The following is a 22985-nucleotide window of genomic DNA, read 5'->3' as shown; positions in this document are numbered from 1 at the left end:
AACTTCTTATTCCAACTCCCTCTTCAGGAACTTCCCAGTCAAACTTTTCTTAGACTTCACAATTTCTTCAGGAGTTCCCTGTGCTACAATCTGCCCACCATATTTTCCTCCTTCCGGACCTACATCAATGATATGGTCTGCCAGTTTAATCACATCCATATTATGTTCAATAATAATGAATGAATTTCCTAATTCTACCAATTGATTGATAGCATCCATTAGAATTTTTACATCTTCAAAATGCAATCCTGTTGTAGGTTCATCAAGGATATACAGGGTATTTCCGGTCTGTCTTTTTGCCAGTTCGGTCGCCAGCTTAATACGCTGTGCTTCTCCTCCTGAAAGGGTTGTAGACTGCTGTCCTAATGTAATGTATCCTAATCCCACATCCTGCAATGTTTTTACTTTCGCAAAGATCTTTGGAATCGGCTGGAAGAAATCTACGGCTTCATCAATGGTCATATCCAATACATCGGAAATGGATTTTCCTTTGTAACGAACTTCCAGCGTTTCTCTGTTGAAGCGTTTTCCGTTGCAGGTTTCACAATGAACGTATACATCCGGAAGGAAGTTCATTTCGATTACTTTTAGCCCACCACCCTGGCAGGTTTCGCATCTTCCGCCTTTTACGTTGAAAGAAAATCTTCCCGGTTTATATCCACGGATCTTACTTTCCGGTAATTCTGCAAAAAGGTTTCGGATATCTGTAAACATTCCGGTATACGTTGCCGGATTTGAACGTGGTGTTCTTCCGATCGGCGTCTGATCTACATCTACAATTTTATCAATATTATCAAGGCCTTCTATCTTTTTATAAGGTAAAGGTTCCTGAACGGCTCTGTAGAAGTGTTTATTAAGGATCGGATATAATGTTCCGTTAATCAAAGAAGATTTTCCGCTTCCTGAAATTCCGGTTACCACTACCAGCTTGCCAAGAGGAACATCCAGTGTTACATTTTTAAGGTTGTTTCCTGTGGCTCCTTTCAGAACAATATTTTTTCCGCTTCCTGCTCTTCTTTCAGCTGGAATTTCAATTTTTCTTTTTCCGTTGATATACTGAGCGGTGATGGTATCTGCTTTTAGAAGATCTTTTGGTTTTCCCTGCCAAAGGATTTCACCACCGAATTTCCCGGCTCTTGGACCAATATCCAATACCTCATCAGCTTCCAGGATCATATCCTTATCATGCTCCACCACTAAAACAGAGTTTCCGATATCTCTAAGGTTCTTTAAGGAATGAATCAGTCTTTCGTTATCTCTCTGGTGAAGCCCGATACTTGGTTCATCTAAAATATATAAAACGTTCACAAGCTGGGAACCAATTTGTGTTGCCAGACGAATCCTCTGTGACTCTCCTCCTGAAAGGGTTTTTGAACTTCTGCTTAAGCTTAGATAATCCAATCCAACATCCAACAGGAACTGAAGACGGGTTTCAATTTCCTTTAAGATCTCATGAGCAATGATTTTATTTTTCTCAGAGAATTTATCTTTTACATCTGCCAGCCATTCTTTTAAATCTGCTAAGCTTAATCCGTTTACCTCAGCAATATTCTTTCCATCAATTTTAAAACTTAAGCTTGATGGCTGAAGACGGGTTCCGCCGCATTCCGGGCATGTTTCTTCAGTCGTGAAGTGTCTTTCCAATAAAATAGCTTCATAAGATTCTCTTTCATCTATAATCTCTTCCATGAAAGCAATCAAGCCATCAAAACTGATTTTGATCTTCTTGGTAATGCCCGCATATTTCAGATCTTTATTGAATTCCTTATGACATCCGTTATAGATATAATCCAAAGCTTCTTCCGGGATATCCTGTAATGGAGTTGTCATTCCCAATCCAAAAATTTCAAGAATGTTCTTGATCTGGGCCAGAATCCATTTATTGGATTTAATATCTTCCAGTGGTAATAAACCTCCCTGGTTAATCGATAGTTTTGGATTATCAATGAAATAATCTGTATTGATCTTTTTGATCGTTCCTAATCCTTTACAAGCCGGGCAGCTTCCTTTTGGAGAGTTAAATGAGAAGGTATTCGGTTCCGGTAATGCCAGGGAATGCCCTGTTTCAGCATCCATCAGGTTTTTAGAGAAATATTCAATATCTGTGCTTCCCAGTTTCTGAATTCCGATGATTCCCTCGCCCATTTCCATTGCGGTACGAAGCGATTTCTCCATTCTGCCTTCTGAAGCGCTTTCACCAATGATCCAACGATCGATCACAATATCAATATCGTGGGTTTTATAACGGTCTAGTTTTAAATCGTATTCAATATCCTGTAATTCACCGTCAATTCTGGCCTGCCCATACCCTTTTTAGCCATCTGTACGAAAAGCTCGTGATAATGTCCTTTTCTGGAACGTACCACAGGAGCCAGTAACATAATCTTTTCTCCTTTATAGTTTTCTTTAATGGTATCAAGGATCTGATCTTCAGTATAACTTACCAGTTTCTGCCCTGTAGACAATGAGTAAGCATCTGAAACCCTCGCATACAAAAGACGAAGAAAGTCATATAGTTCTGTAACGGTTCCTACAGTAGAACGCGGATTTTTATTGGTTGTTTTCTGCTCAATGGCAATAACGGGCGAAAGTCCTTCAATCTTATCTACATCAGGACGCTCCAATCCACCAAGAAACTGACGGGCATAAGCAGAGAATGTTTCTATATAGCGACGCTGGCCTTCTGCAAAAATAGTATCAAAAGCCAGTGAAGATTTTCCACTCCCCGGAAAGCCCGGTAATCACTACCAGTTCATTGCGCGGGATCTTAACATTAATATTCTTTAGGTTGTGTTCACGTGCTCCGTAAACTTCTATATATTCTGTTGATTTGCTCATAATTTGGAGTGACTTTGCCTGAAAATCACAACGTGCAAAATTACGGAATTTTATGGAATTTTTTTTATAATGAAAGGGTTAAAATTTTTATAATGGTAGTTTATTTCTGCTTAATCTTATCTCAATATTTGTATAAATGCTGTTTATAGGTTTTGTCTAAAGCCTATGGATGGGCTATTATTTAAAAAACGGACTGAAGTCCGTTTCTATTGAATTTATTTACCCACAGATTGCACTGATTTTCACAGATGATTGTGGAGGTCATGATCATGCTGATTATTATGTACTGCTTTAGTCATTATTTTTCTGAAGGAACACGAGCTTTGTGTCTTATTTAGATTCTTTATTTCACTTCGTTCCTTTCAGAATGACATTGTACAATAAATAGACAGAAAGATCAGTTGAAAAATTATTTATACTTTTGATCTTCTTCTAAAGTCTTTATGGTTTGTTTATATAATATTCCCAGACAGCAGTTCCGATATCTGCAATGATTTTTTCTGTGTCTTTCATTTCTTCATTGATATTTTTAAGGTATACGGATAAGATGAAATGTTTTCCGTTGGGAAGCTTTATAATTCCTACATCGTTCATCGCAGCTCTTATATTCTGTTCATTTCTTCCTGAGATTCCTGTGCGATGAGCTAATTCTGTTCCTGCCGGCAAACCTGCCTTCATCCAGGTAAGTCCTCTTGAAGTTTCTACCATGATCTGATATAAATATTTTGTAGTCTCTTTTTTTAATACTTTCCCTTTATAGAATCTTTCTAAAAGGTTGGTTGTAGCTAAAGGGGTTGATGTATTTACAAAATAGGATTCAAAGGTGTTCATTTGCTGTTCATTCAATCGGATAGTAAAATCTTTGATACCCTGTTGGTTGATAAATTTCTGAACAACCGGAGCGCCCCCTACTATCTTCAGCAGAATATCACAACCATTATTATCACTGTGAGAAACCGTGTATCTTAATAGCTGATCTAATGTCAAAGACATATTTCCTTCCGGATATTCTTCTCTTATCGGGCTCCATGTTTCAGGTAATAATTCTTCTTTTTTAATAAAGAATTTCTGATTCAGTTTTAATTTCCCTTGATCTACCTGACTTAAAACAGCTAATGCAATATGGAATTTAAAAACACTCAGCATGGGCATTGTTTTATTTCCATTGATGCTTAAGGTATCTTTATCCTCAATTCCTTTTAAAGAGATTCCAACGGTTGCATTTTTTGTTGATATGATAGTACTAATTTTACTTTTCAAATCCTGAATCGTTTGGCTCTTTAGCTGAATACTTAAAAGACAAATAGATATAAAAAGGGATACTTTTTTCATTTAAATAGTTTAATTTTTAAAGCATTACTATTTTGTACAGTAGATATAAAAAATGCCGTATTTCCTACGACATTTTTTATTTTCAAATTGACTGTTGATATTACAACCAATCAAAAATATTATTTCACAAAAGAGTTGTAGGCGCCCAATACGCTTTCATAGGAAGAATCGATCTGTTGGATATCATTATCCTGAATCTTTCCCTTTTCTTTAGCGTCTCTAATAAGTTTTCTATACAAATCTAAAAAGTTAGACGCATTTTTATTGAAGCTTTCAAACTGAGATTTTTTATAAGAATACTGCGGATCCTTCACATCAAAGTTTAATTTAGTGTTGGCTTCTACCACTTTGGCATATTCATCATACTTTTTCTGAGCTTCTGCTTCATTGAATTGTCCAGAGTATTGTTTTCCTAAAAGATCAATTACAGAATCCAGTGAATTCATCACATTTTTAGAAGAAATAATATATTCTTTCATAGGATGATCCTTTAAAATAACTTCTTCTGCAGCATCTGTAGCAGGTTTGATTCTGGTCATAATATTTTCTCCGGCTGCATAAAAAGCATTTACATCGCCCTCAATTTCTTTTGTGATCGCTTCTGCTTTTGCTCCTTTATCATCTTTATAGTCTTCCGAAGTCATATAAGACTTAAGTTCCTCCATTTTTTTGTCTATGTTTTCTTTTTTAGCCTTATAAACATTGAATTCTTTTTCAATAGCTTCTTTTTCCTTATCAAATCCTGACGGAATTTCTTTAATTTTTGAAAATGAGTAATCCATTGAGCTTAATGTAACAGGCATAATCAGTACATTTTCTCCTTTTGATTTGGCAACTGCTGCATCTGCATATTTTAAGATCCTATCAATATGTTTGGATGTATTTTTATAAGAATCTATAAAATTGTTATTAAAATCAATAATAGCATTTGCATCTGTTTCGCTTCCCATGTTCAAAACCGAGTCAGCCAATTTTCCTGCACCTTTTTTACAGCTTACTACTGTAGCAGTTAACGAAAGGGCCATTGCGAATACAATAATCTTCTTCATATTTTTTTGTTTTAATTGTCTGATTTTTACATATCCTGGAATTCAACGTCCTCATTGGTTACCTTCACCAGATATTCAATGCCGTCAATTGCTTTGGCAATGATCTGATTTCTGGTAATGTTGGCCATATTTTCCCAATAGGCTCTTCCATAGAAAGAATAATTCTGTGGAACAATTTCAACCTCAACGGTTCTTACGAAACCTTCTTTAGGTTTGTTACTGATCATAGTTCCTCTTCTTACTCTTACTTCTCTCAATTCATCTTTCAGAATCATTCGGCAATAGTTTTTAACATCTTCAAGAGAAATGATTTTATCTCTTGTAGTCAAAGCATATTTATAAGCCTGGATACTGTCAGTACCTTTTTGCTCTTCAGCACCACCCAATGTTTCGGTAAGCAAAACAACGGTTTGGGATTTCAATTGGTTGGAAAGCTCAGTTCCAGGGCGCATATGGTTAGCTAATGTACAATGTGTGATCCAGAAAGAAGCATATGTGTGGTCTGTTTTTTCTACAGGTTCCATAATTACATAATTCAGTTCCTGTCTGATATTTCTCTTGGCATTATTCACTTTCTGAACCATCGATTTCATCTTGTCTGACATCTCGCTCAGAACGCCTTTTACATTATCCCTGTTTAAAAGAGAGAATGCTGCAATTTCATCTCTTGTCAGCTCCAGAACATTAGCAATCATATCCACTGCATTTCTGCTGGTGAAACGCTCCATTCCTCCTTTTCTTACTGTATATAATCCTTTTTAAGATCATCTGCAGGAGTAAATGGTATTTCTGTATATTTTCTTCCGTCGCCGTCCTGTACCTCATCTACATATAAGAAATGTTCTCCTTCATCTGTTACCAAAGGAATGTTGTTTCCCATAATATCAAGACTGTATTCTGTTTTTTTCCAGCCTCTGTTATAGATTGGGAAAGCATTCAATACAAATGAGAAATTATCCAGAATTTCTGCTGAGAACTGTGGTGGGAATTCAAAAGTAAGCCATAAATAACGCTTATTATCCAGGTATTTTACAATCTCTTCTTTTCCGGCAAGGAAATCCAGGTTTTGTGGAAGTTGCCCGGGTTCTGAGAATAAGCTGCTGGATAATCCGGTAATCTCTATGAATTTATGACGGTAGATACTTTTAATATCTTCAATGACCTTGCTTCTGATGGACTGCTCTTTAAACATCTGTTCATAACCATCAGTGGCGCTTTCTGTAAGGTAGCTTAATCCTTCTCTTACGAACAAAGGATTTCCATTACTTGAAACAGTAATATAAGGTAATAGTTTATACACAAAATCAAGATGTTCGAAAGCCGGATTAGAGCAGAATATGCTCATATATTTAGGGAAGTATTCGCTCACATATTTACTTACATCAACTCCTACGGTGACCTTTCTGTAGTCTTCAGGTCTTCCGTTAAATCTTGAAATCGGAATTTTATTGAATCTGTCATCGATACTGTAGCAGGTATTCCCTACAAACATTACTGAGGTGTGAACTTTATTGATTCTTACATTCCCAACCGGAGTAAAAGGAATATTAAGTTGTTTATCCGATTCCGATTTCACCGTAGAAGTCATTTGTTTACGGAAGAAAAACTCCGTGTGCTCTAATAAAACTTCCGTAGAATCATAAGGCTGCGTGAAAGCAACTGCATGGGACGGAATAGGATGAGTATAAATGGATGGAGTTAACAGTTTTGCCAGTTTTTCAAGAATTCGGGCATTGACTGTTTGTATTTCATTATTCGCTTTAAAAACTTCTGTACTGAATGCGTCAATTAATAATTTTACAAATGGATCTAAAGACTGTGGACTTTTCAATCCCCATACTTTAGTAGCATTCTGAAGCATTCTTGCTTTTACAGATTCTTTGGAATAAATATTTTGATCTAGGTTCATAATTTTTTTTGTAGTTAAAAATTTTAATCAATAGACATTGGGCTCAGGAACAGCTCTGTTGAAAAACTGAAACGTTCTCCTGTTTCCTCCATTTTGGCATTGATGGCAATTCTTACTTTCTTTTTGATTTCGGTGTGTTCTTTGGTATCGTAACTGTGTTCTACAAATTGAATATTGGCATCGATCTGAGGCTGCACAATTCTTGGTTCATATTCCTGGATCTGCCTTCTCAGACTTTTGACAAAAACATTTTCCCAGATGGCACTGGTTACTCCGTTATCGAATTCCAGGTTCCAAACATCATTTCCATAGTTTTCATCGTATCTGTTCTCCCCTTTTTTGGTGGTGATCAGCAGCATAATGTTGTGGGCAATACTCTCCCCCATATCGCAGGTATCGATACTTCCCCCTTCTGTCATTAATGTTGACGGTACAAAGGGCATTCTGTAATTTGGTGTATCCATAACTTCTTGTTTTTTACTTCATGGTTCCGTTCACTTAAAAACGAAATACCAAAATACACATTTTCACTAAATAATTGTTATAATAAATTAAAATATTATTCAAAAGTTAGGGCCTTCAAACTGAATTGAAAGCCCTGAAACCATTATCTATATTGTATTCATTATGTTAATCTATTAATCTGCTTTTCTCCTATTGATGAAATAGTATACCGGAAGTCCTAATAATACCAGTACAAATCCCGGCCATGTATATTGCTGTTTATATATTAATAATAGGATGCAAAAAACAGTTCCTATAATAAGATATATAATGGGGGTTACCGGGTACAACCATGTTTTATAAGGTCTTTCCAAAGCAGGTTGTTTAACTCTTAAATAAATTACTCCGAAAACTGTAATCATATAGAACAGAACGATGACAAATGAAATCATATCCAAAAGGTTTCCGTACTGCCCGCTCAGACATAATAAAGAAGCCCATATCCCCTGCATCCATAATGCATTTTCCGGTACCTCATTTCTATTATTTTTTTCTGCGGATTTAAAGAACATTCCATCTTTCGCCATTGTCTGAAAAACTCTTGCTCCTGCTAAAATCAATCCGTTATCACAACCGAAAGTTGAAATCATTACCAACACAGCAATAATAACAGTTCCGGCACTTCCAAAAATATTCTGAGAAGCGGCAACAGCAACTCTATCATTGGCTGCAAAGGCAATACTGTCTCTATCCAATGCATTTAAATACACAAAATTAACAGCGATATACAAAATCATTACAGCAGTCGTCCCATAAATCATTGATTTCACAACATTTTTCTTAGGATTCTCAATTTCCCCCGAAACAAACGTTACGCTTTCCCATGCTACAGAACTAAAAACGGAACCTACCATCGCCGCCGCAATCCCTCCCATTAAAGTCATTCCCCCAATAGGTTCCCAGCCTTCTTTCAGGAAATTACCACTCAAATCTTTTTTCAGATTATGAAAAGAATCCATTCCCAGACTGAAATTTTCAGATAAATGAGAAAAATCAACCAGAATAAATCCAGCTGCAATTAGCCCTAGCAATGCGATGATTTTAGATCCTGTAAATATATTCTGTAAAAATTTACCACTTTCTACTCCTCTTGTATTGATATAGGTAAGCAGAAGAATAACAGCAATAGCTAAAATTTGTATCCACGTAATCTTGAATTCCCCACTTTGAAAAATAGGGGCAGCATCATTAAGTGAAGGGATCAGATAAGCTGTAAATTTTCCGAAAGCCATTGCCACGGCAGCTATAGTTCCGGTTTGTATCACCGTAAACAAACCCCAGCCATAAAGAAATCCCATCCTTTTACCAAAGATCTCTTTCAGATAAGTATATTGGCCGCCAGCCTTTGGAAACAGAGCAGAAAGCTCTCCGTAGCTTATTGCCGCAGCTACAGTCATTATCCCCGTGATGATCCAGACCACAATCAGCCAGTACCCGGAGCCCAGATTCCGCATCATATCGGCGCTTACAATAAAGATCCCGCTTCCAATCATAGATCCCATCACAAGCATGATGGCATCCCATAGTTTCAGTTTTTTCTGCATAGTCAAGTATAGGTGTCAAATATAAACAAATCTGTCTTTCATTTTGGATTTTATTAAAATTTCACACAAGTATCAATTTATTATTAATTTTTATCGATTTATGATTCAATATTAATTAGTATTTTTGGAAAAAATATTAAACATGAAATTTAAAGCTCTTCTATTTGCTGTCGCTGTAAGTGCTTCTACATTAGCATTTGCTCAAGAAACATCACAAAAGAAGTTTTCACCACCTGCTGGAAGTGCCTTAGTAGGTGATACCTATGGAGCAGCTGTTGCTTCCAATACAGAATCTAAAGCAATTACAGTAGATAAACTGGGAAAGAAACTTAAAAAAGAAAATAAAAAACTGGAAAATGTCGCTATCAAAGGAAAGGTAACCGATGTATGTGAGAAAAAAGGATGCTGGTTAACCATTCAGACAGATGATAACTCGCAGTTTTTTGTAAAAATGAAAGATTACGCCTTCTTTGTACCTACAGCTTTAAAAGGTAAGAATGTCGTTTTAGAAGGAAATGCTGAAAGAAAAGTAATTTCTGTGGATGAACAGAAACACTATGCTGAAGATGCTAAGAAACCTCAATCTGAAATTGACGCTATTACTCAGCCTAAGGAAGAAATAAGATTCCTTGCAAGCGGAATTAAAGTGGTAAACTAAGGATTTTCTTCTATTGAAGAAAATATCAGAATCTCCTACAGATTTTACAGATTACGTAAATTTTAAAAATTGAGGAAAAGATAATCTGTAATTTATCAATTGTAGAGATTTAAACCAGAATTCTACACTCATAGTATGATCCAGTTTTCTGTTTTAGAAAAGTATAAAAATAAATTTCGGCAACCCTTTGGGTTGCCGAAATTTTTAATCTTCTATCGTAAAATCCACAACAGCGTCCAGCTTCGGATATTTATTGGCAGAAATAAATTTCTTTCCTGTACAGTCTATCTCTAACCAGCCTTTTCTTTTTTAACATCTCCCGCTTCCATCACAAAAGGAATAAAAGAAATTTCATCTTTCCCATCCTCTTTCACTTCTTTATATTGAACAGCGATATCCAAAATACATTCATGTTCAGTATTGAGTTTTACATTTCGGTAGATAATATCATAATGAGTTTCTTTGTTCTCAGGAATATCAAGATAAGTTTCCCAACCTGTAGTATCTGAGTTCAAATCACTAATTGCTTTCAGTGCATAGTATAAAGCAATCGTATAATATTTTCTGGTCCCTTTTCTGGTGTAGTCATCTACAAAATGTCCGCCTTCAAATAAAATAGTAGGCATGCCTGCTTTTATAAAATTGTCACCGGTTGAAGTTGGATAAAATTCATCAGAGTATCTTCCAATTTGATTAGGAATTATTTCCTTTAAATGAGTATAGACATTTCCAATAACAGCCATACATTTTTTTCTATTCTCTGTAATGGTACGTTCTACATTTTCAGAAGGAGCAAGAAAGGAAAGAGTAGCTGGATGAATACCATCTGTTGTGAAAATGGTTCTCTGCTCATGAAGATTTAATGCATAGTCATATTTCTTTGAAGCAGCTGCTTTTTTCAGAAACTTAATCTCCTTACTCGCCTCGTTATGGAAATCGCGGTTAAGGTCAATATCAACGGCATTGAGTCTTGTCCATCTTTCAGATCCATCAGGATTAAGCATAAATATAAAATCCAGTCTGATTTTACTGAATAGGTCATCCTTCATTTCAGGAGCTTTATCAAGACTTGTCAAAAGATCAAGCATGGCGTGTGTGGCATTGGATTCATTTCCGTGCATTTGTGACCAGGCTAATACTTGGATGTTTCCGGTTCCGATGCTTAACTGATAAATCGGCTTCTCTAAATATGACGTTCCGATCTCCTGAATATAATCGCTGAGATTCGTCTGTAGGTAAGAAAATAATTTTTCAGGGGAAATATAGCGATTTGAAAAATCGGGGTTCAAAGAATAAATAAGTTCAAAGTTCATTGCTGGAAAATAATTTACTGGAATCAAATTTAGCCATTTTAAGGCATACTATAATCATTAACATTTGTAAATAGACAGAAAACAGAAAAATTTCAGCGAATTTTTGTAAACAAAATTGAATTGACAAAAGTTAAATAGTGAATTTTATCTGCAACTAATGGATTAACATAAGTAACATTGTTAAACAGTCATTATTGACAAAATGTCTGTTGATAAAATTGTGGATTGCGAATAATTTAAAAACATATATTTAAAGCATTTAATTTCAGATAGTTATGAAATTCAACTCAATGATATTTATAAGAATACTTTAACTCTGTAAATACCTATTTTAGGCCAAATGGGCATATTTTTTTCAAACAGATAAAATATAGAAAACTATACTATTTATACATATATACAAATGTAAAATGTTTAAAATTATAAAAATCACTTAGAAATTTAGCTCTTAAATATTTTATTGATAGATTTAAGCTTAAGCAAAAAATAATTTTACTCAGTGAAGGGAATTTACTGCAGAAATAAGGCAAAGAATTACGCTAAAAGGAGATTTACTCATGTAATTTACCAATGTATATGTCTTAAAACCTCTATTATATGCAATTTATCTGCGATTTTAGCCATTTAGTAGCTTATTCTCAGATCCCTATTGATTATTATTGTAAACAACTGAAAACTAAAAAATAATCACTGAAAATTGGTCATTTAATGGTCATAATTTACATTTCTAATTCACTTTTAAAGGTCATTAATCAGAAATTATATGCTTAATTTTCATCTCTCAATCTTATTCAATTGAATGAATATACTATGAGAGTACATTTGTAATACGCATACAAAATACTATATAACAATACATTATGCTTAGGTTACAATTGTATATTGAAGATTATTTTATTTATTTACATTTGTATTTTGCTTTTGTAAATTTTATGAGTTACATTTGTAAAATAATTAAAGGCTTATTTTTATGAGTTTAAACGAAAGAATTTCAAAAGTTATAGAGTATTCCCGACTTACTCCCTCTGAATTTGCAGATGAGATTGATGTACAGCGTTCCTCAATTTCACATATTACATCCGGAAGAAATAAACCGTCACTGGAGTTTATCATAAAAATAAAATCTCGTTTCCCTGAACTCCTTTGGGATTGGCTAGTGACCGGTGAAGGTGAAATGTTAAAATCAGAAGTACCGGAAATAAAGATTTCGGAAGAGCAGCCCGACGAGGATCAAGTAAGAACAACTCCACTACCCGATCTTTTCACCATGATTAATGAAGATGATAAATTTGGAACAGATGAAATAGAATCAGAACTTCCTCAGGTCTCTTCTGGAGAATCGGTTATACCGGCCCAAGATAAAGCTCCTGAGAAAATATCGGATTCTCAGCGATTAGAAAATTCACCTGAAGAAATACTAAGTCAAGCTATTGGAAATCAAACAAATAAAATAAAACGTATTGTTTTGTTCTATGAAAACGGAAAATTCGAGAGTTTCGAGCCTTAGATTTTACATGCTACTGCTAAATAGCTATATTTTGATGTCTACTCATGCATAAATGAATTTTGTCCGTGTATTTGTGGCTAAAAATAATTGGGTAACTGGGTTAAGAGCCTATGACCTTATTGTTCCTTAGCTAATCTCAAATTATGACAATTCATACTTATAATATCTCTTAATCTCCGGAAAAATATGACGGGAATTTTTGTGATAAATTGAACTTTTATCCGTCAGGTTCTATCTATAATAAAGTTAAATTTTAATAGCAATCAGTAGACCAATTTATTTTTGATTCGTGCGTTCGCTGCAAAAATAATTGGGTAATCAGGCATAAAGATTTTATATATTTTCCATGAATAAAGGAAGAATTAATTTATTATTTTTTCTAAGTGGATATGCCATATCCATAAAAAACCTGACCAAGGAAAATGGTCAGGCTAAAAAATATTTGAAGAAGAAAACTAAAGCTATTTGCTTTATTTATTTTTAAATTTTAGAGCATTCCTGAGGTGTATTTAATCTTTTTAAGATAATACATACTGGAATAGTGACGAATCTGTTAGGGGATACAATCTCTTCCGAAGTAAGAAAATTCTGTCACACCATAGGAGAATCCTGGCAGATGTTTTTTTCATGCACTGGTTTTTTATAGCTTAATCAAATATAGAAATTTAAAACTAAATTTGCAATAAAAACTAAATTATTTTAATAAATAATTAACATTAAATAGAATTATATCTTTAATTACTAATTTTTAAAATTTCATTAAAATTATAAGATCAACAATAAATAAGATCTTTTTATTAAAATAAATCAAATAAAAAACCCGCATATTCTGCGGGTTTTCTTTGTTTGGATAACAATATATTATTACTGTTGTTTTCTTCTTTCCAATTCTTTTTTGATCAGGCCTAATTCCCTTCCGGTTTGTCCGGCTACAGAGGTGTTTTCCTGAGCTCTTCTCGTAAGATATGGCACAACATCCTTTACAGGTCCATATGGGAGATATTTAGCCACATTATAGCCCTTATCAGATAAATAGAATGAAATATTATCACTCATTCCGTAAAGCTGCCCAAAATAAACATGTGGATTTCCGTTTTCTAAAGATTTAGACTTCATTTTATCCATAATCAATTCCGAAGAGATCTCATTGTGAGTACCAAAGAATGCAGATACTTTATCCAAGTGGTTCATTACAAAGTCAATTCCTGCATTGTAGTTCTTATCCGAAGCATCTTTGGTAGGCTGAATCGGATCTGGATATCCTTTTTCTGCTGCTCTGGCTCTTTCCTTCTCCATATAAGCTCCACGAACGATCTTATACCCAATAAAATAGTTCTTTTCTCTTGCTCTCTGAAGATTCGCTTCCATATATTCCAATCTTCCTGTTCTGTACATCTGGATGGTGTTCCAAACGATAGGCTTTTCCTGGTTATATTTTTCCATCATTTCTTCACAAAGCTGGTCTGCAGAATCCTGCATCCAGGTTTCTTCTGCATCTATCATTACTTTTTTGTCATTTTCATGACAAAGAGCGCATACTTCATCAAATCTTCTTACCACTCTCTCCCATTCTTCTTTCTGACTGGTTGTAAGTTCTGCTCCTTTTCCAACAGCTTCATACAGATCAATTCTTCCAAATGCTGTAGGCTTGAATACGATAAAAGGAATGGCCGGATTTCCTACTGAAAATCTTACAATATCTTTGATCTCCTTGCATACTGCATCAAAAGTTTCTTCATCTTCTTTCCCTTCAATGGAATAATCGAAAATACTTCCAACTCTTCTCTTGAAAAGCTGTTTTACAACCTTCATACTTTCCTCACGGGTTTCTCCACCGCAAAACTGTGCAAACAAAGTGCTTTTTACAATTCCGGTAACGAATGGAAAGTTGTTGTGTACTGTAAAATTAAGAACGGATGTTCCAAGGCTGGTAAGAGCGGGCTGTTCAATCATTTTAAACATCCAGTAAGCCTTTCTCAACTGTGCATCTGTCTTGTCTGCAAATGCAACTTTAGTATCATTAAAAATGGGCATTCCTATTTATTAAATTTAGTTACGCAAAGGTAATAATAACCTTAGTTTATTTAAAGAATTTTTATTATAATTTATGTTCAATTCCGTTTAAAAGCATGGATATAATTCCTACAAACACCCATAATCGTAATATGCTAAGCGTGAGGAAGTTGCTTTTCCTGGTTGAATTTAGAAAAAGGTAGATACAAAGAATCATCACAAATAAGCCTGCTACAAAGTAGTAAGCCATAAATCCTGAAACTCCGGTTTTGGTAATGATTTTCATAGAAACGGCCATTGTTATCAAGAGTAAAGATATAAGAATAATCTTCGTATTCCGGCTTTTAAAATAATTGGGAATGGTGGTATATCCAAATGTTTTGTCTACACTTCTGGTAAGGGTATCTTTTACAATATCGATGCATAGAAGAATCAAAAAAAGAAAAACAGCCATCAGAAAGACCTTCTTGGAGAAAGTTTCGTAATACACCATCATCCCAAAGAATGGATATAAAGTAAGACTTACAAAAGTGAGATTATTCAGGATGAGTATACGGCTTAATTTGTGACTGTAAAGCCACATAAAAAACTGATACACCACAAAAAAGATAAAGACATTATGAGAAATCATCCAAGCTACCCCTAATGAAATAGCACTTAATCCCAAATAAGCGTATAAAAAATACTTCTGTTTGATGAAGCTTTGAATCCTAGTTCTGAAAGGTTTTACAATATGGTCTTTTTCCAAATCGTAAAACTGGTTGATAATTCCGCCTGCTAAAATTGTCAAAACAGTACAGAAAATAATACCGTGTACTTTGAAATCAAAGACAAAATTTCTGAAGGATTCTTCTTGATTGAACAGAAAAAATGTGGAAACATACAGAGCAAATGTCAGCAGAGCTGCCACAAAAAAACGTGCTCCGAGTAAAAAGCCCACGAATTGTGAAAATCTGTAATATAGAGATTTTGAGATATATTGTTTGGATTGGAAAGTTTCTTTTTCAGAATTCATTTCCAACCTGTTTAAAATCTGTAAATCACTTCTTTTTGGAAGCCATCAAGCATTTTTTCTGCTTTTTCATAGTCCTTGGTAAAGCCTAGAATATAACCGCCACCGCCACTTCCGCAGAGTTTTAAGTAATAAGCATTAGAATCCAGACCTTTTTCCAGATATTAAAGATGCTTTCAGGAATCATTGGCCGAAAATGCTCATACGCCCAGTGAGAAAGCTTTTTAAGATTTCTGAAGAAAGGATTCATATCTTTTTTAAGAAAAGCTTCTATACAAGCATTATTGTAACGAATAAATTCTTCTTTAAGTGTTTTACGGAATCCCTCTGTTTTCATTTTTTCAAAGAAAATCTGAATCATAGGGCCTGTTTCCCCAGTCATTCCGGAATCGATAAGGAAAATAGCTCCTTTCCCTTCTTGTCCTTCAGGGATGGATACTCTGTCAAGATTTTCTTTATTTTCGATAAGAATAGGCAGGTTCATGTAGCAGATCAATGGATCCATTCCAGAACTTTTTCCATGGAAATAGCTTTCCATTTCACCAAAGACAGCCTTTAATTTTTTAAGATTGTCTTTAGATATATTCTCCGGGTTCAGTTTGCTGATCGAATATTTTTCAAAAATAGCAGCAACCAAAGCACCAGAACTTCCTACTCCATATCCTTGTGGAATATTAGAATCGAAGAAAAGTCCGTCAGCGATATCTTTTTTAAAGCTCTCAATATCCAATGTAAAATCATCAGAAAGATCAAGCGTTGTAAGAAAGTCTGAATATTTCTGCAGATGTCTGTTTGAATTAAGCTCAAATTCTGAAGCTAAATCTGAAAATTTCAGAGTTCCTTTATAGAAGCTGTAAGGTACTACAAGCCCCTGGGAATCCTCAATCATTCCATATTCTCCAAACAGGATTATTTTTGCATAAAATAAAGGGTTGGTCATCTTGACAATAAATCTTTTTTGCAAAGTTAAAAATTATTCCGCTGAATATAAGCAAAACCCGGACCGAATTATCATTTTTTTGGTTCTGCTTTACTCACACTCTACATAAATATACAAAAAAAGCTCCAGATCCTGAAAATTCCTGTATTAATTTATCATAATCCTTATTTTCAACCACAATTAATTTTGAGTTAAAAAATAAAAAAAGACGTTAAAAATAACGTCTTTTAGTTTTTATAGTGTTTCTCTATCTTTTCTCATTTTAACCTTCAGGAATCGGATTAATATTAACCCTGCACCGAAGAATAATGTCATGGATAGAGCGGCAATTCGCATATTATTAAAATGCTCAATTAATGTTGCAAAGATAAATGTACCGATAATGATCGCTATTTTTTCCAATACATCATAGAAACTGAAATAAGTGGTGTTTTCCATAGAGTTTTCAGGAAGTAATTTTGAGTACGTAGATCTGGACATTGCCTGAAGCCCTCCCATTACTAATCCTACTACTGCAGCCACTCCATAAAACTGATATTCTACGGTTGGATTTTCTTTGTTTAAGAAGTAAGCCCATAAACAAGCTACAATCCATAGGAAAATAGCAATTGAAATAACGTTTTTGTTTCCTATTCTTTTGGATAATCTTGAGAAAATCACAGCTCCGATAATAGCTTCAATCTGAATAACCAAAAGTGTTCCGATAAGTTTATCCTGAGCTAGATTGATCTCACTTTTTCCAAATAAGGTCGCCATAAGGAAAATTGTCTGCATTCCTACACTGTAAAAGAAGAAGCTTGAGAGGAAAAACTTCAGGTTTCTATCTTTGAACAGCTCTCCTCCCACTTTAAACAATTCATGGAAGCTTTCTTTAGCAATATCTTTATAAAAGCTCATGTTATCTTTTAGCACTTCAAAGAATCCGCCTTGCTCTTCATGTTTTTTGAAGATGTTTTTATAGTTTAATAACACAAGATCTTTAGGAAGTTTATCTTTTACATCTCCAAATTGAGGAAGGTGCTTGAAGGTGTATTGAGAAAATCCAAACCACCATGCTCCTGTCAACAGAAAGCTGATTCTTGTAAATAAAAGCTGCTGTGCTGCTCCTTTGGCAAAAACCTGAATCAGGACTAAACACAATACCACTAAAACTACAGAGCCAAGATATCCATAGACATATCCTTTTGCAGAAAGTGCATCCTGCCTGTCCGGCGTTGCAATATCCGGAAGAAAGGAATTATAAAACACCAAACTGCCCCAAAACCCTACACTGGCTGTAATACTGAACAAAAGTCCCAAAAATACATTATGCATTCCTGTGAACATTGCTAATCCCATACAGGATGTTGCTCCCAGATAACAGAAAAACTGCAGGAAGGATTTCTTATTTCCAATGGTATCTGCCAACGAAGATAAAAAGGGAGATAATAATACTACGATAAAGAACGATATGGTTAATGAATATCCATATACTGCGTCCGGCTGGTATTCTTTGCCAAAAATTTTGATCATATGTCTCACTGGGACATCGATCCATTTTTTTGTTTCCGTTACAAATTCTTTCTTCTCATAAGCTGTGGTAAGAATAGAATAATAAATGGGGAAAATAGTGGACGTAATAACCAGGGAATACACAGAGTTGGCCCAGTCATATACAGCCCAGGCTTTCATAATCTTCGGATTATTCTTTATATTGTTGGGTTGTCGATTCTCAGTTTCAGACATTTCAAATAAATATTAGTAGCACAAAAATAGAAAAACCATTAAGAAATGGATAAGATTTTAAAAAAATTATCGATTCCTTAATGGTAATATGTTCTAAAACAGAATATTAGATATTTTCAATCACGATAGCAGAAGCTCCACCACCACCGTTGCAGATTGCTGCGGCACCGTATTTGGCATTATTTTGCTTCAATACGTTGATTAATGTAACGATGATTCTTGAACCTGAACTTCCCAGTGGGTGTCCTAAAGCTACCGCTCCACCGTTTACGTTCACTTTAGAAGCATCTAAACCTAAGATTTTGTTATTAGCTAATCCCACTACTGAGAAAGCTTCATTAAATTCAAAGAAGTCAATATCTGATACCTCTAATCCTGCTTTTTTAAGGGCAATAGGTAAAGCTTTAGCAGGAGCTGTTGTAAAGTTTTCAGGCTCCTGAGCTGCATCAGCATAGGAAACGATTTTTGCTAATGGTTTTAAGCCTAATTCTTCCATTTTTTCTTTAGAAACAAGGATTAATGCAGATGCTCCGTCATTCAATGTAGACGCATTAGCAGCTGTAACTGTTCCTTCTTCTTTTTTGAAAACTGTAGGAAGTGTTGTAATTCTGTCGAAGTTTACTGCTTTATATTCTTCGTCTTCAGCAAAGATTACAGGGTCTCCTTTTCTCTGAGGAATAGAAACTGGCACGATTTCGTCGTTGAACTTTCCTTCACTCCAAGCTTTTGCAGATCTTTTATAAGATTCTATCGCAAAGTTATCCTGATCTTCTCTTGTAATACTATAATCAACTGCACATTTCTCTGCACATACCCCCATGTGTACTTTGTTGTATACGTCTGTAAGACCGTCCAACACCATACCATCAAGCATTTTGATATCTCCTAGCTTTGTAGCTACTCTTGCGTTATAATAGTGAGGAACCAAAGACATATTTTCCATCCCTCCTGCAACAATTACTTCTGCATCACCAGCTTTGATTGCCTGTGCAGCCATTGTTACAGCCTTCATTCCTGAAGCACATACTTTATTTACGGTTGTAGAAGGGGTATTGATAGAAAGTCCTGCTCCTAAAGCTACCTGGCGAGCCGGCGCCTGTCCTTCTCCTGCCTGCAGCACATTTCCCATATAGATCTCCTGAACGTTAGCAGGATCTAAACCAATTTTATCTAATGCTCCTTTCACAGCAGTAGCTCCTAATTTAGTAGCCGGAACTGTTGACAAACTTCCCATAAAACTCCCCATAGGTGTTCTTACTGCGGAAACAATGAATACTTCTTTCATGTATATAATTTTTATTTTTAGCTTAAATGAAAACTTTGTTTCATTTTTATAATTAAATTTATTTTACTTTCATGTACACTACATCAAATTGAGTTCCTTCAATCTTTGTATTGACTTTCACCAGATTATCCTGGGTTGCTACAACTTTATTATTGAAGACATCACCAATCTGTATGCGGTTACTATTCTCTGATTTTTCCATAACAATAGACTTATAATTACAGTCATCTACAAAAACAAGTGTTGATTTTATAAAATCCTTTCCATTATTTGTATATTCTGTCTGGATATTGTCTTTAATGGTCATGTACCATAAAGATTCAGGATAATTGATTCGTAAAAATTTCCCTTCTTTGATATTGATACATTTAGTTGGATTATCAGGTTTTTTCTGTTCTTTTTGCTGAGATTTAACCTGTGAGGCCGTCAATAATAATATCCCAGCTAAAAATGCTTTTAAAAGGTTCATATTATATTTGAGTTCGTTGATTAACTTTTTTACTATTTCCTGCAAAAACCATTAAAAAGGCTCCTAAAAACTCTACAATCCATCCCCACTTTAACTTCACAATTCCTGCGAAAGTTTCTCTCCAGGATTTAAAAGGCAGAAAGCTAAAGTAATCTAAAGACTGCAGCTTTACAGCCACCAGAGTGAATGCAAATAAAATAATAAGCAGAACACCAAGAAATCTTACGATTTTTGCACTATTATTGACAATTCCAAAAACGGCACATGCAGCAAAGATCCAGCATGCAATAGCCAAATAATGGTCTAGTTTCCAATAATTCCAGCTTCCAATGATAGGTACATGTACCAAAGGCAGAAAACTCCCCTATCACCACTAATAATAATCCTAATAATTGAATATTTTTCATATTTACTAAAGTGCCAAAATACGAAAAAAAAACACATTTTCAAATCATCTGTTATCAAACATCCATTTCCGCTCCCTAACAGTCATTAGTTACAATAAAAAACTTTTAATTTTAAATATTCATCAACAATATACATATTGTATTGAAAAATTATAAATGTCATATTCCCGTTGCCATAATTTCCAAATCACATTTTATGCTTATCAACAGTTGAGCATATTAATGAATTGATTTAAAATAAAAAAATTGCACTTTCTTACGGAAAGTGCAATTTTATATTGTTTTATTATTATTTGAATTAGTGGCTCACAGAAGAAACATCTTCAGGCTTGTGTTTATGCTTGAATAATACAGCAAAAAATATAGCAAGAACCAATGAATAGATGGCAAATGATAACCATATCTGCTGCCAGTCTTTTACCATCACCACAGAAGAAAGACTCCCGTCAGAGTTTACAGCTGAATTGAAACTATTTTTCAAAATCTCCAGGAAAGTAGGGTTATCAGGGGTAGTCTCCAGATAAGTAGACAATTCTGTCGCTGTTGTAAACTTATGAGTAAAGAATTTGTCTATAGCCCATCCTGCAATATAGCTTCCAAAAACAGCTCCAAAACCATTGGTCATCATCATAAATAACCCTTGAGCAGAAGAACGGATATTTTTATCTGTTGTAGTCTCTACGAATAGAGATCCCGAAATATTAAAGAAGTCAAAAGCCATTCCGTATACAATACATGAAAGGATAATCAAAGATAAACCGAAACCATCTGGTACTCCATACGCAAAGAAACCGAATCTTAATACCCATGCCAGCATAGACATTAACATTACTTTTTTAATACCAAATTTCTTTAGGAAGAAAGGAATTGCCAGGATAAATAGGGTTTCTGAAACCTGTGAAATCGACATAATGATGGTAGATCTCTGTACTACAAATGAATCAGCATATTTTGGAAAATGAGCAAACTCACTTAAAAATACGTCTCCATAAGCATTTGTCAACTGAAGTGCAGCTCCTAAAAGCATTGAAAATAAGAAGAACAATGCCATTTTATAGTTTCCGAAAAGCTTGAAGGCATTTAAACCTAATTGTTCTGATAAAGGTGAGCTTTTATCAATCAGCTTTTGTGGCGGGCATTTTGGTAAGGTAAGGGCATAGATTCCTAAGAATATGGCTACTGCTCCACCAATATAAAACTGTCCTTCCGTTGCTTTATTTCCACTAAGGTTGGTGATCCACATGGCTACAATGAAGCCAATAGTACCCCATACACGGATTGGTGGGAAATCTTTCACAACATCCATATTATTATTCTTTAGGATGGTGTATGAAATTGAATTTGCTAAAGCAATAGTAGGCATATAGAAACACATTGCAACCAGCATTACCGAAAAGAAGGAATTAGGATCTGCAGAATGTGGCAATATGAAAAGCATAGCCCCGTAAAGAATATGTAATACTGAAAAGATACGCTCGGCATTCACCCAACGGTCAGCAATAATTCCAGTAATGGTTGGCATAAAAATAGAAGCAATTCCCATTGTTCCGAAAACAGCTCCAAACTGTGTTCCTTCCCAATGTTTAGTGCCAAACCAGAAGTTCGCCATCGTAATCAGCCATGCTCCCCAAACAAAAAACTGGAGAAAACTGAGGATGGTCAGTCGTAATTTTAAATTCATTTTTATATAAAGTATCTCTTTTAGTCAATTTTCTTTTTCCTCCTCTTGATTTCTTCCTGAATTTCAAGGGCGGTATCATAGTCTTCTTCTTTAACGGCATCATCCAATAGTTTCTGAAGCTCTTCCATAGAAAGGGATTTTAAGTTGTCTTCAGTGGCTACTGTTTCTGAAAAAGTTTGCTCTTCTCTTGATACATCTTCCAGCTCCAATAAGATTCCGGCTTCGTTCAATACCTGCTGTGTGGTAAAGATAGGTGCATCAAATCTTACAGCCATGGCAACAGCATCAGAAGTTCTTGCATCAAGAATCAGTTCTTCTTCCGTCGCTTTATTTTTAAAGTTGATATTTGAAAAGAATACCCCATCTACAATCTGATAAATGATTACAGAAACCAACTCATAATTGGCCGAAATGATAAATTTTGAGAATAAGTCGTGGGTAAGTGGGCGCGGTGGATGGATATCTTTTTCCAGTCCAAGAGAGATAGATTGAGCTTCGAAATTTCCTATAACAACAGGTAATTTTATGTGTGTTTCCTCATGCTCCAGTAACAATGCGTACGCCCCCGATTGGGTCTGGCTGTACGATATTCCGCGAATAATTAGCTGCTTATAATCCATAGCTACAAATATAGATTAATTTTTTATTGTGATTTCACTTTTTTACACAAAAATAAAAGCCCGGAAAGCCGAGCTTTTACTGTATTGTTATGTGATTGTCAATGAGTCAATAATGAGTTTTGCTTGGCAAGTAAATCATTAAAAATTGACAAGCGAAGCGAATTGACTATTCACATTGA

17 protein-coding genes and 3 pseudogenes are annotated in these 22985 nt (G+C 34.9%); 3 read left to right on the top strand and 17 right to left on the bottom strand.

The genetic code is table 11. The annotated features are described in order from the left end of the window. Positions 1-6 precede the first annotated feature (6 nt). Positions 7-2838: pseudogene (gene uvrA / locus H5J24_RS08890) on the bottom strand (excinuclease ABC subunit UvrA). Positions 2839-3007: 169 nt separating this feature from the next. Here uvrA and H5J24_RS25540 point away from each other — a divergent pair. Beyond that, positions 3008-3133 carry a hypothetical protein gene (locus H5J24_RS25540; RefSeq protein ID WP_262495882.1) on the top strand — a complete coding sequence of 42 codons (126 nt, stop codon included), beginning with the start codon at positions 3008-3010 and terminating at the stop codon, positions 3131-3133. 146 nt (positions 3134-3279) lie between these two features. Here the strand turns inward: H5J24_RS25540 and bla are convergent, their stop codons facing one another. The 6 genes from bla to H5J24_RS08860 all read right to left on the bottom strand — a co-directional run bounded on the left by bla (position 3280) and on the right by H5J24_RS08860 (position 9176). Continuing rightward, positions 3280-4170, bottom strand: coding sequence for a class A beta-lactamase, subclass A2 (gene bla / locus H5J24_RS08885; RefSeq protein ID WP_068943483.1), 891 nt, complete (start codon positions 4168-4170; stop codon positions 3280-3282). A 119-nt stretch (positions 4171-4289) separates the two neighbouring features. Then, positions 4290-5219 carry a DUF3829 domain-containing protein gene (locus H5J24_RS08880; protein ID WP_068943484.1) on the bottom strand — a complete coding sequence of 310 codons (930 nt, stop codon included), beginning with the start codon at positions 5217-5219 and terminating at the stop codon, positions 4290-4292. A gap of 26 nt (positions 5220-5245) precedes the next feature. Continuing rightward, a complete protein-coding gene (locus H5J24_RS08875; RefSeq protein ID WP_232816222.1) occupies positions 5246-5947 on the bottom strand; it encodes a hypothetical protein in 702 nt (233 codons plus the stop codon). An 11-nt stretch (positions 5948-5958) separates the two neighbouring features. Beyond that, a complete protein-coding gene (locus H5J24_RS08870; protein WP_232816221.1) occupies positions 5959-7128 on the bottom strand; it encodes a type VI secretion system baseplate subunit TssF in 1170 nt (389 codons plus the stop codon). A gap of 23 nt (positions 7129-7151) precedes the next feature. Continuing rightward, positions 7152-7592: a GPW/gp25 family protein gene (locus tag H5J24_RS08865; RefSeq protein WP_045497241.1), complete on the bottom strand. Its 441-nt coding sequence runs from the start codon at positions 7590-7592 to the stop codon at positions 7152-7154. Between the two features lie 174 nt (positions 7593-7766). Further along, positions 7767-9176: an APC family permease gene (locus tag H5J24_RS08860; RefSeq protein ID WP_068943486.1), complete on the bottom strand. Its 1410-nt coding sequence runs from the start codon at positions 9174-9176 to the stop codon at positions 7767-7769. 142 nt (positions 9177-9318) lie between these two features. Here H5J24_RS08860 and H5J24_RS08855 point away from each other — a divergent pair, with 142 nt between their 5' ends. Continuing rightward, entirely contained in the window at positions 9319-9834 is a 516-nt protein-coding gene (locus tag H5J24_RS08855; RefSeq protein ID WP_068943487.1) for a DUF4920 domain-containing protein, read from the top strand. A 204-nt stretch (positions 9835-10038) separates the two neighbouring features. Here the strand turns inward: H5J24_RS08855 and H5J24_RS08850 are convergent. Further along, positions 10039-11147, bottom strand: a pseudogene (locus tag H5J24_RS08850) (M14 family zinc carboxypeptidase). A 970-nt stretch (positions 11148-12117) separates the two neighbouring features. Between H5J24_RS08850 and H5J24_RS08845 the strand changes: the two are divergent. After that, positions 12118-12654, top strand: coding sequence for a helix-turn-helix domain-containing protein (locus H5J24_RS08845; RefSeq protein ID WP_068943489.1), 537 nt, complete (start codon positions 12118-12120; stop codon positions 12652-12654). Between the two features lie 864 nt (positions 12655-13518). On the opposite strand, the gene H5J24_RS08840 is transcribed toward H5J24_RS08845, so the two are convergent. From H5J24_RS08840 to H5J24_RS08800, 9 genes and pseudogenes are all read right to left on the bottom strand, one after another. After that, positions 13519-14688 carry a proline dehydrogenase family protein gene (locus tag H5J24_RS08840; RefSeq protein WP_068943490.1) on the bottom strand — a complete coding sequence of 390 codons (1170 nt, stop codon included), beginning with the start codon at positions 14686-14688 and terminating at the stop codon, positions 13519-13521. 64 nt (positions 14689-14752) lie between these two features. Further along, positions 14753-15682 carry a UbiA family prenyltransferase gene (locus H5J24_RS08835; RefSeq protein ID WP_068943491.1) on the bottom strand — a complete coding sequence of 310 codons (930 nt, stop codon included), beginning with the start codon at positions 15680-15682 and terminating at the stop codon, positions 14753-14755. A gap of 11 nt (positions 15683-15693) precedes the next feature. After that, positions 15694-16619: pseudogene (locus H5J24_RS08830) on the bottom strand (mevalonate kinase family protein). Positions 16620-16853: 234 nt separating this feature from the next. Then, entirely contained in the window at positions 16854-18344 is a 1491-nt protein-coding gene (locus H5J24_RS08825; RefSeq protein WP_068943493.1) for an MFS transporter, read from the bottom strand. Positions 18345-18450: 106 nt separating this feature from the next. Continuing rightward, the gene (locus H5J24_RS08820) at positions 18451-19629 is read right to left on the bottom strand and encodes an acetyl-CoA C-acyltransferase (RefSeq protein ID WP_068943494.1); all 1179 of its coding nucleotides are present in this window, start codon (positions 19627-19629) and stop codon (positions 18451-18453) included. Between the two features lie 58 nt (positions 19630-19687). After that, complete coding sequence (locus H5J24_RS08815) at positions 19688-20098, bottom strand: hypothetical protein (protein WP_141395690.1); 411 nt, start codon at positions 20096-20098, stop codon at positions 19688-19690. Position 20099: 1 nt separating this feature from the next. Beyond that, positions 20100-20447, bottom strand: a complete 348-nt coding sequence (locus tag H5J24_RS08810; protein ID WP_232816220.1) for a hypothetical protein — start codon at positions 20445-20447, stop codon at positions 20100-20102. A 356-nt stretch (positions 20448-20803) separates the two neighbouring features. Further along, on the bottom strand, positions 20804-22186 hold the full coding sequence (locus H5J24_RS08805) for a nucleoside permease (protein ID WP_068943497.1): 1383 nt from the start codon (positions 22184-22186) through the stop codon (positions 20804-20806). Between the two features lie 20 nt (positions 22187-22206). Continuing rightward, complete coding sequence (locus tag H5J24_RS08800) at positions 22207-22806, bottom strand: bifunctional nuclease family protein (RefSeq protein ID WP_068943498.1); 600 nt, start codon at positions 22804-22806, stop codon at positions 22207-22209. Positions 22807-22985 lie beyond the last annotated feature (179 nt).

This window comes from Chryseobacterium capnotolerans (assembly GCF_021278965.1).
Classification (GTDB): domain Bacteria; phylum Bacteroidota; class Bacteroidia; order Flavobacteriales; family Weeksellaceae; genus Chryseobacterium; species Chryseobacterium capnotolerans.
This window is presented reverse-complemented; position numbering and strand designations above follow the sequence as displayed.

What these genes read in the sequence shown, in the direction of transcription:
- H5J24_RS08880 (WP_068943484.1), bottom strand. Translation starts at nt 5,219, where the DNA reads ATGAAGAAGATTATTGTATTCGCAATGGCCCTTTCGTTAACTGCTACA.
- H5J24_RS08805 (WP_068943497.1), bottom strand. Translation starts at nt 22,186, where the DNA reads ATGAATTTAAAATTACGACTGACCATCCTCAGTTTTCTCCAGTTTTTT.
- H5J24_RS08855 (WP_068943487.1), top strand. Translation starts at nt 9,319, where the DNA reads ATGAAATTTAAAGCTCTTCTATTTGCTGTCGCTGTAAGTGCTTCTACA.
- H5J24_RS08820 (WP_068943494.1), bottom strand. Translation starts at nt 19,629, where the DNA reads ATGAAAGAAGTATTCATTGTTTCCGCAGTAAGAACACCTATGGGGAGT.
- H5J24_RS25540 (WP_262495882.1), top strand. Translation starts at nt 3,008, where the DNA reads ATGGGCTATTATTTAAAAAACGGACTGAAGTCCGTTTCTATTGAATTT.
- H5J24_RS08840 (WP_068943490.1), bottom strand. Translation starts at nt 14,688, where the DNA reads ATGCCCATTTTTAATGATACTAAAGTTGCATTTGCAGACAAGACAGAT.
- H5J24_RS08800 (WP_068943498.1), bottom strand. Translation starts at nt 22,806, where the DNA reads ATGGATTATAAGCAGCTAATTATTCGCGGAATATCGTACAGCCAGACC.
- H5J24_RS08860 (WP_068943486.1), bottom strand. Translation starts at nt 9,176, where the DNA reads ATGCAGAAAAAACTGAAACTATGGGATGCCATCATGCTTGTGATGGGA.
- H5J24_RS08865 (WP_045497241.1), bottom strand. Translation starts at nt 7,592, where the DNA reads ATGGATACACCAAATTACAGAATGCCCTTTGTACCGTCAACATTAATG.
- H5J24_RS08875 (WP_232816222.1), bottom strand. Translation starts at nt 5,947, where the DNA reads ATGGAGCGTTTCACCAGCAGAAATGCAGTGGATATGATTGCTAATGTT.
- H5J24_RS08870 (WP_232816221.1), bottom strand. Translation starts at nt 7,128, where the DNA reads ATGAACCTAGATCAAAATATTTATTCCAAAGAATCTGTAAAAGCAAGA.
- H5J24_RS08835 (WP_068943491.1), bottom strand. Translation starts at nt 15,682, where the DNA reads ATGAATTCTGAAAAAGAAACTTTCCAATCCAAACAATATATCTCAAAA.
- bla (WP_068943483.1), bottom strand. Translation starts at nt 4,170, where the DNA reads ATGAAAAAAGTATCCCTTTTTATATCTATTTGTCTTTTAAGTATTCAG.
- H5J24_RS08815 (WP_141395690.1), bottom strand. Translation starts at nt 20,098, where the DNA reads ATGAACCTTTTAAAAGCATTTTTAGCTGGGATATTATTATTGACGGCC.
- H5J24_RS08825 (WP_068943493.1), bottom strand. Translation starts at nt 18,344, where the DNA reads ATGTCTGAAACTGAGAATCGACAACCCAACAATATAAAGAATAATCCG.
- H5J24_RS08845 (WP_068943489.1), top strand. Translation starts at nt 12,118, where the DNA reads ATGAGTTTAAACGAAAGAATTTCAAAAGTTATAGAGTATTCCCGACTT.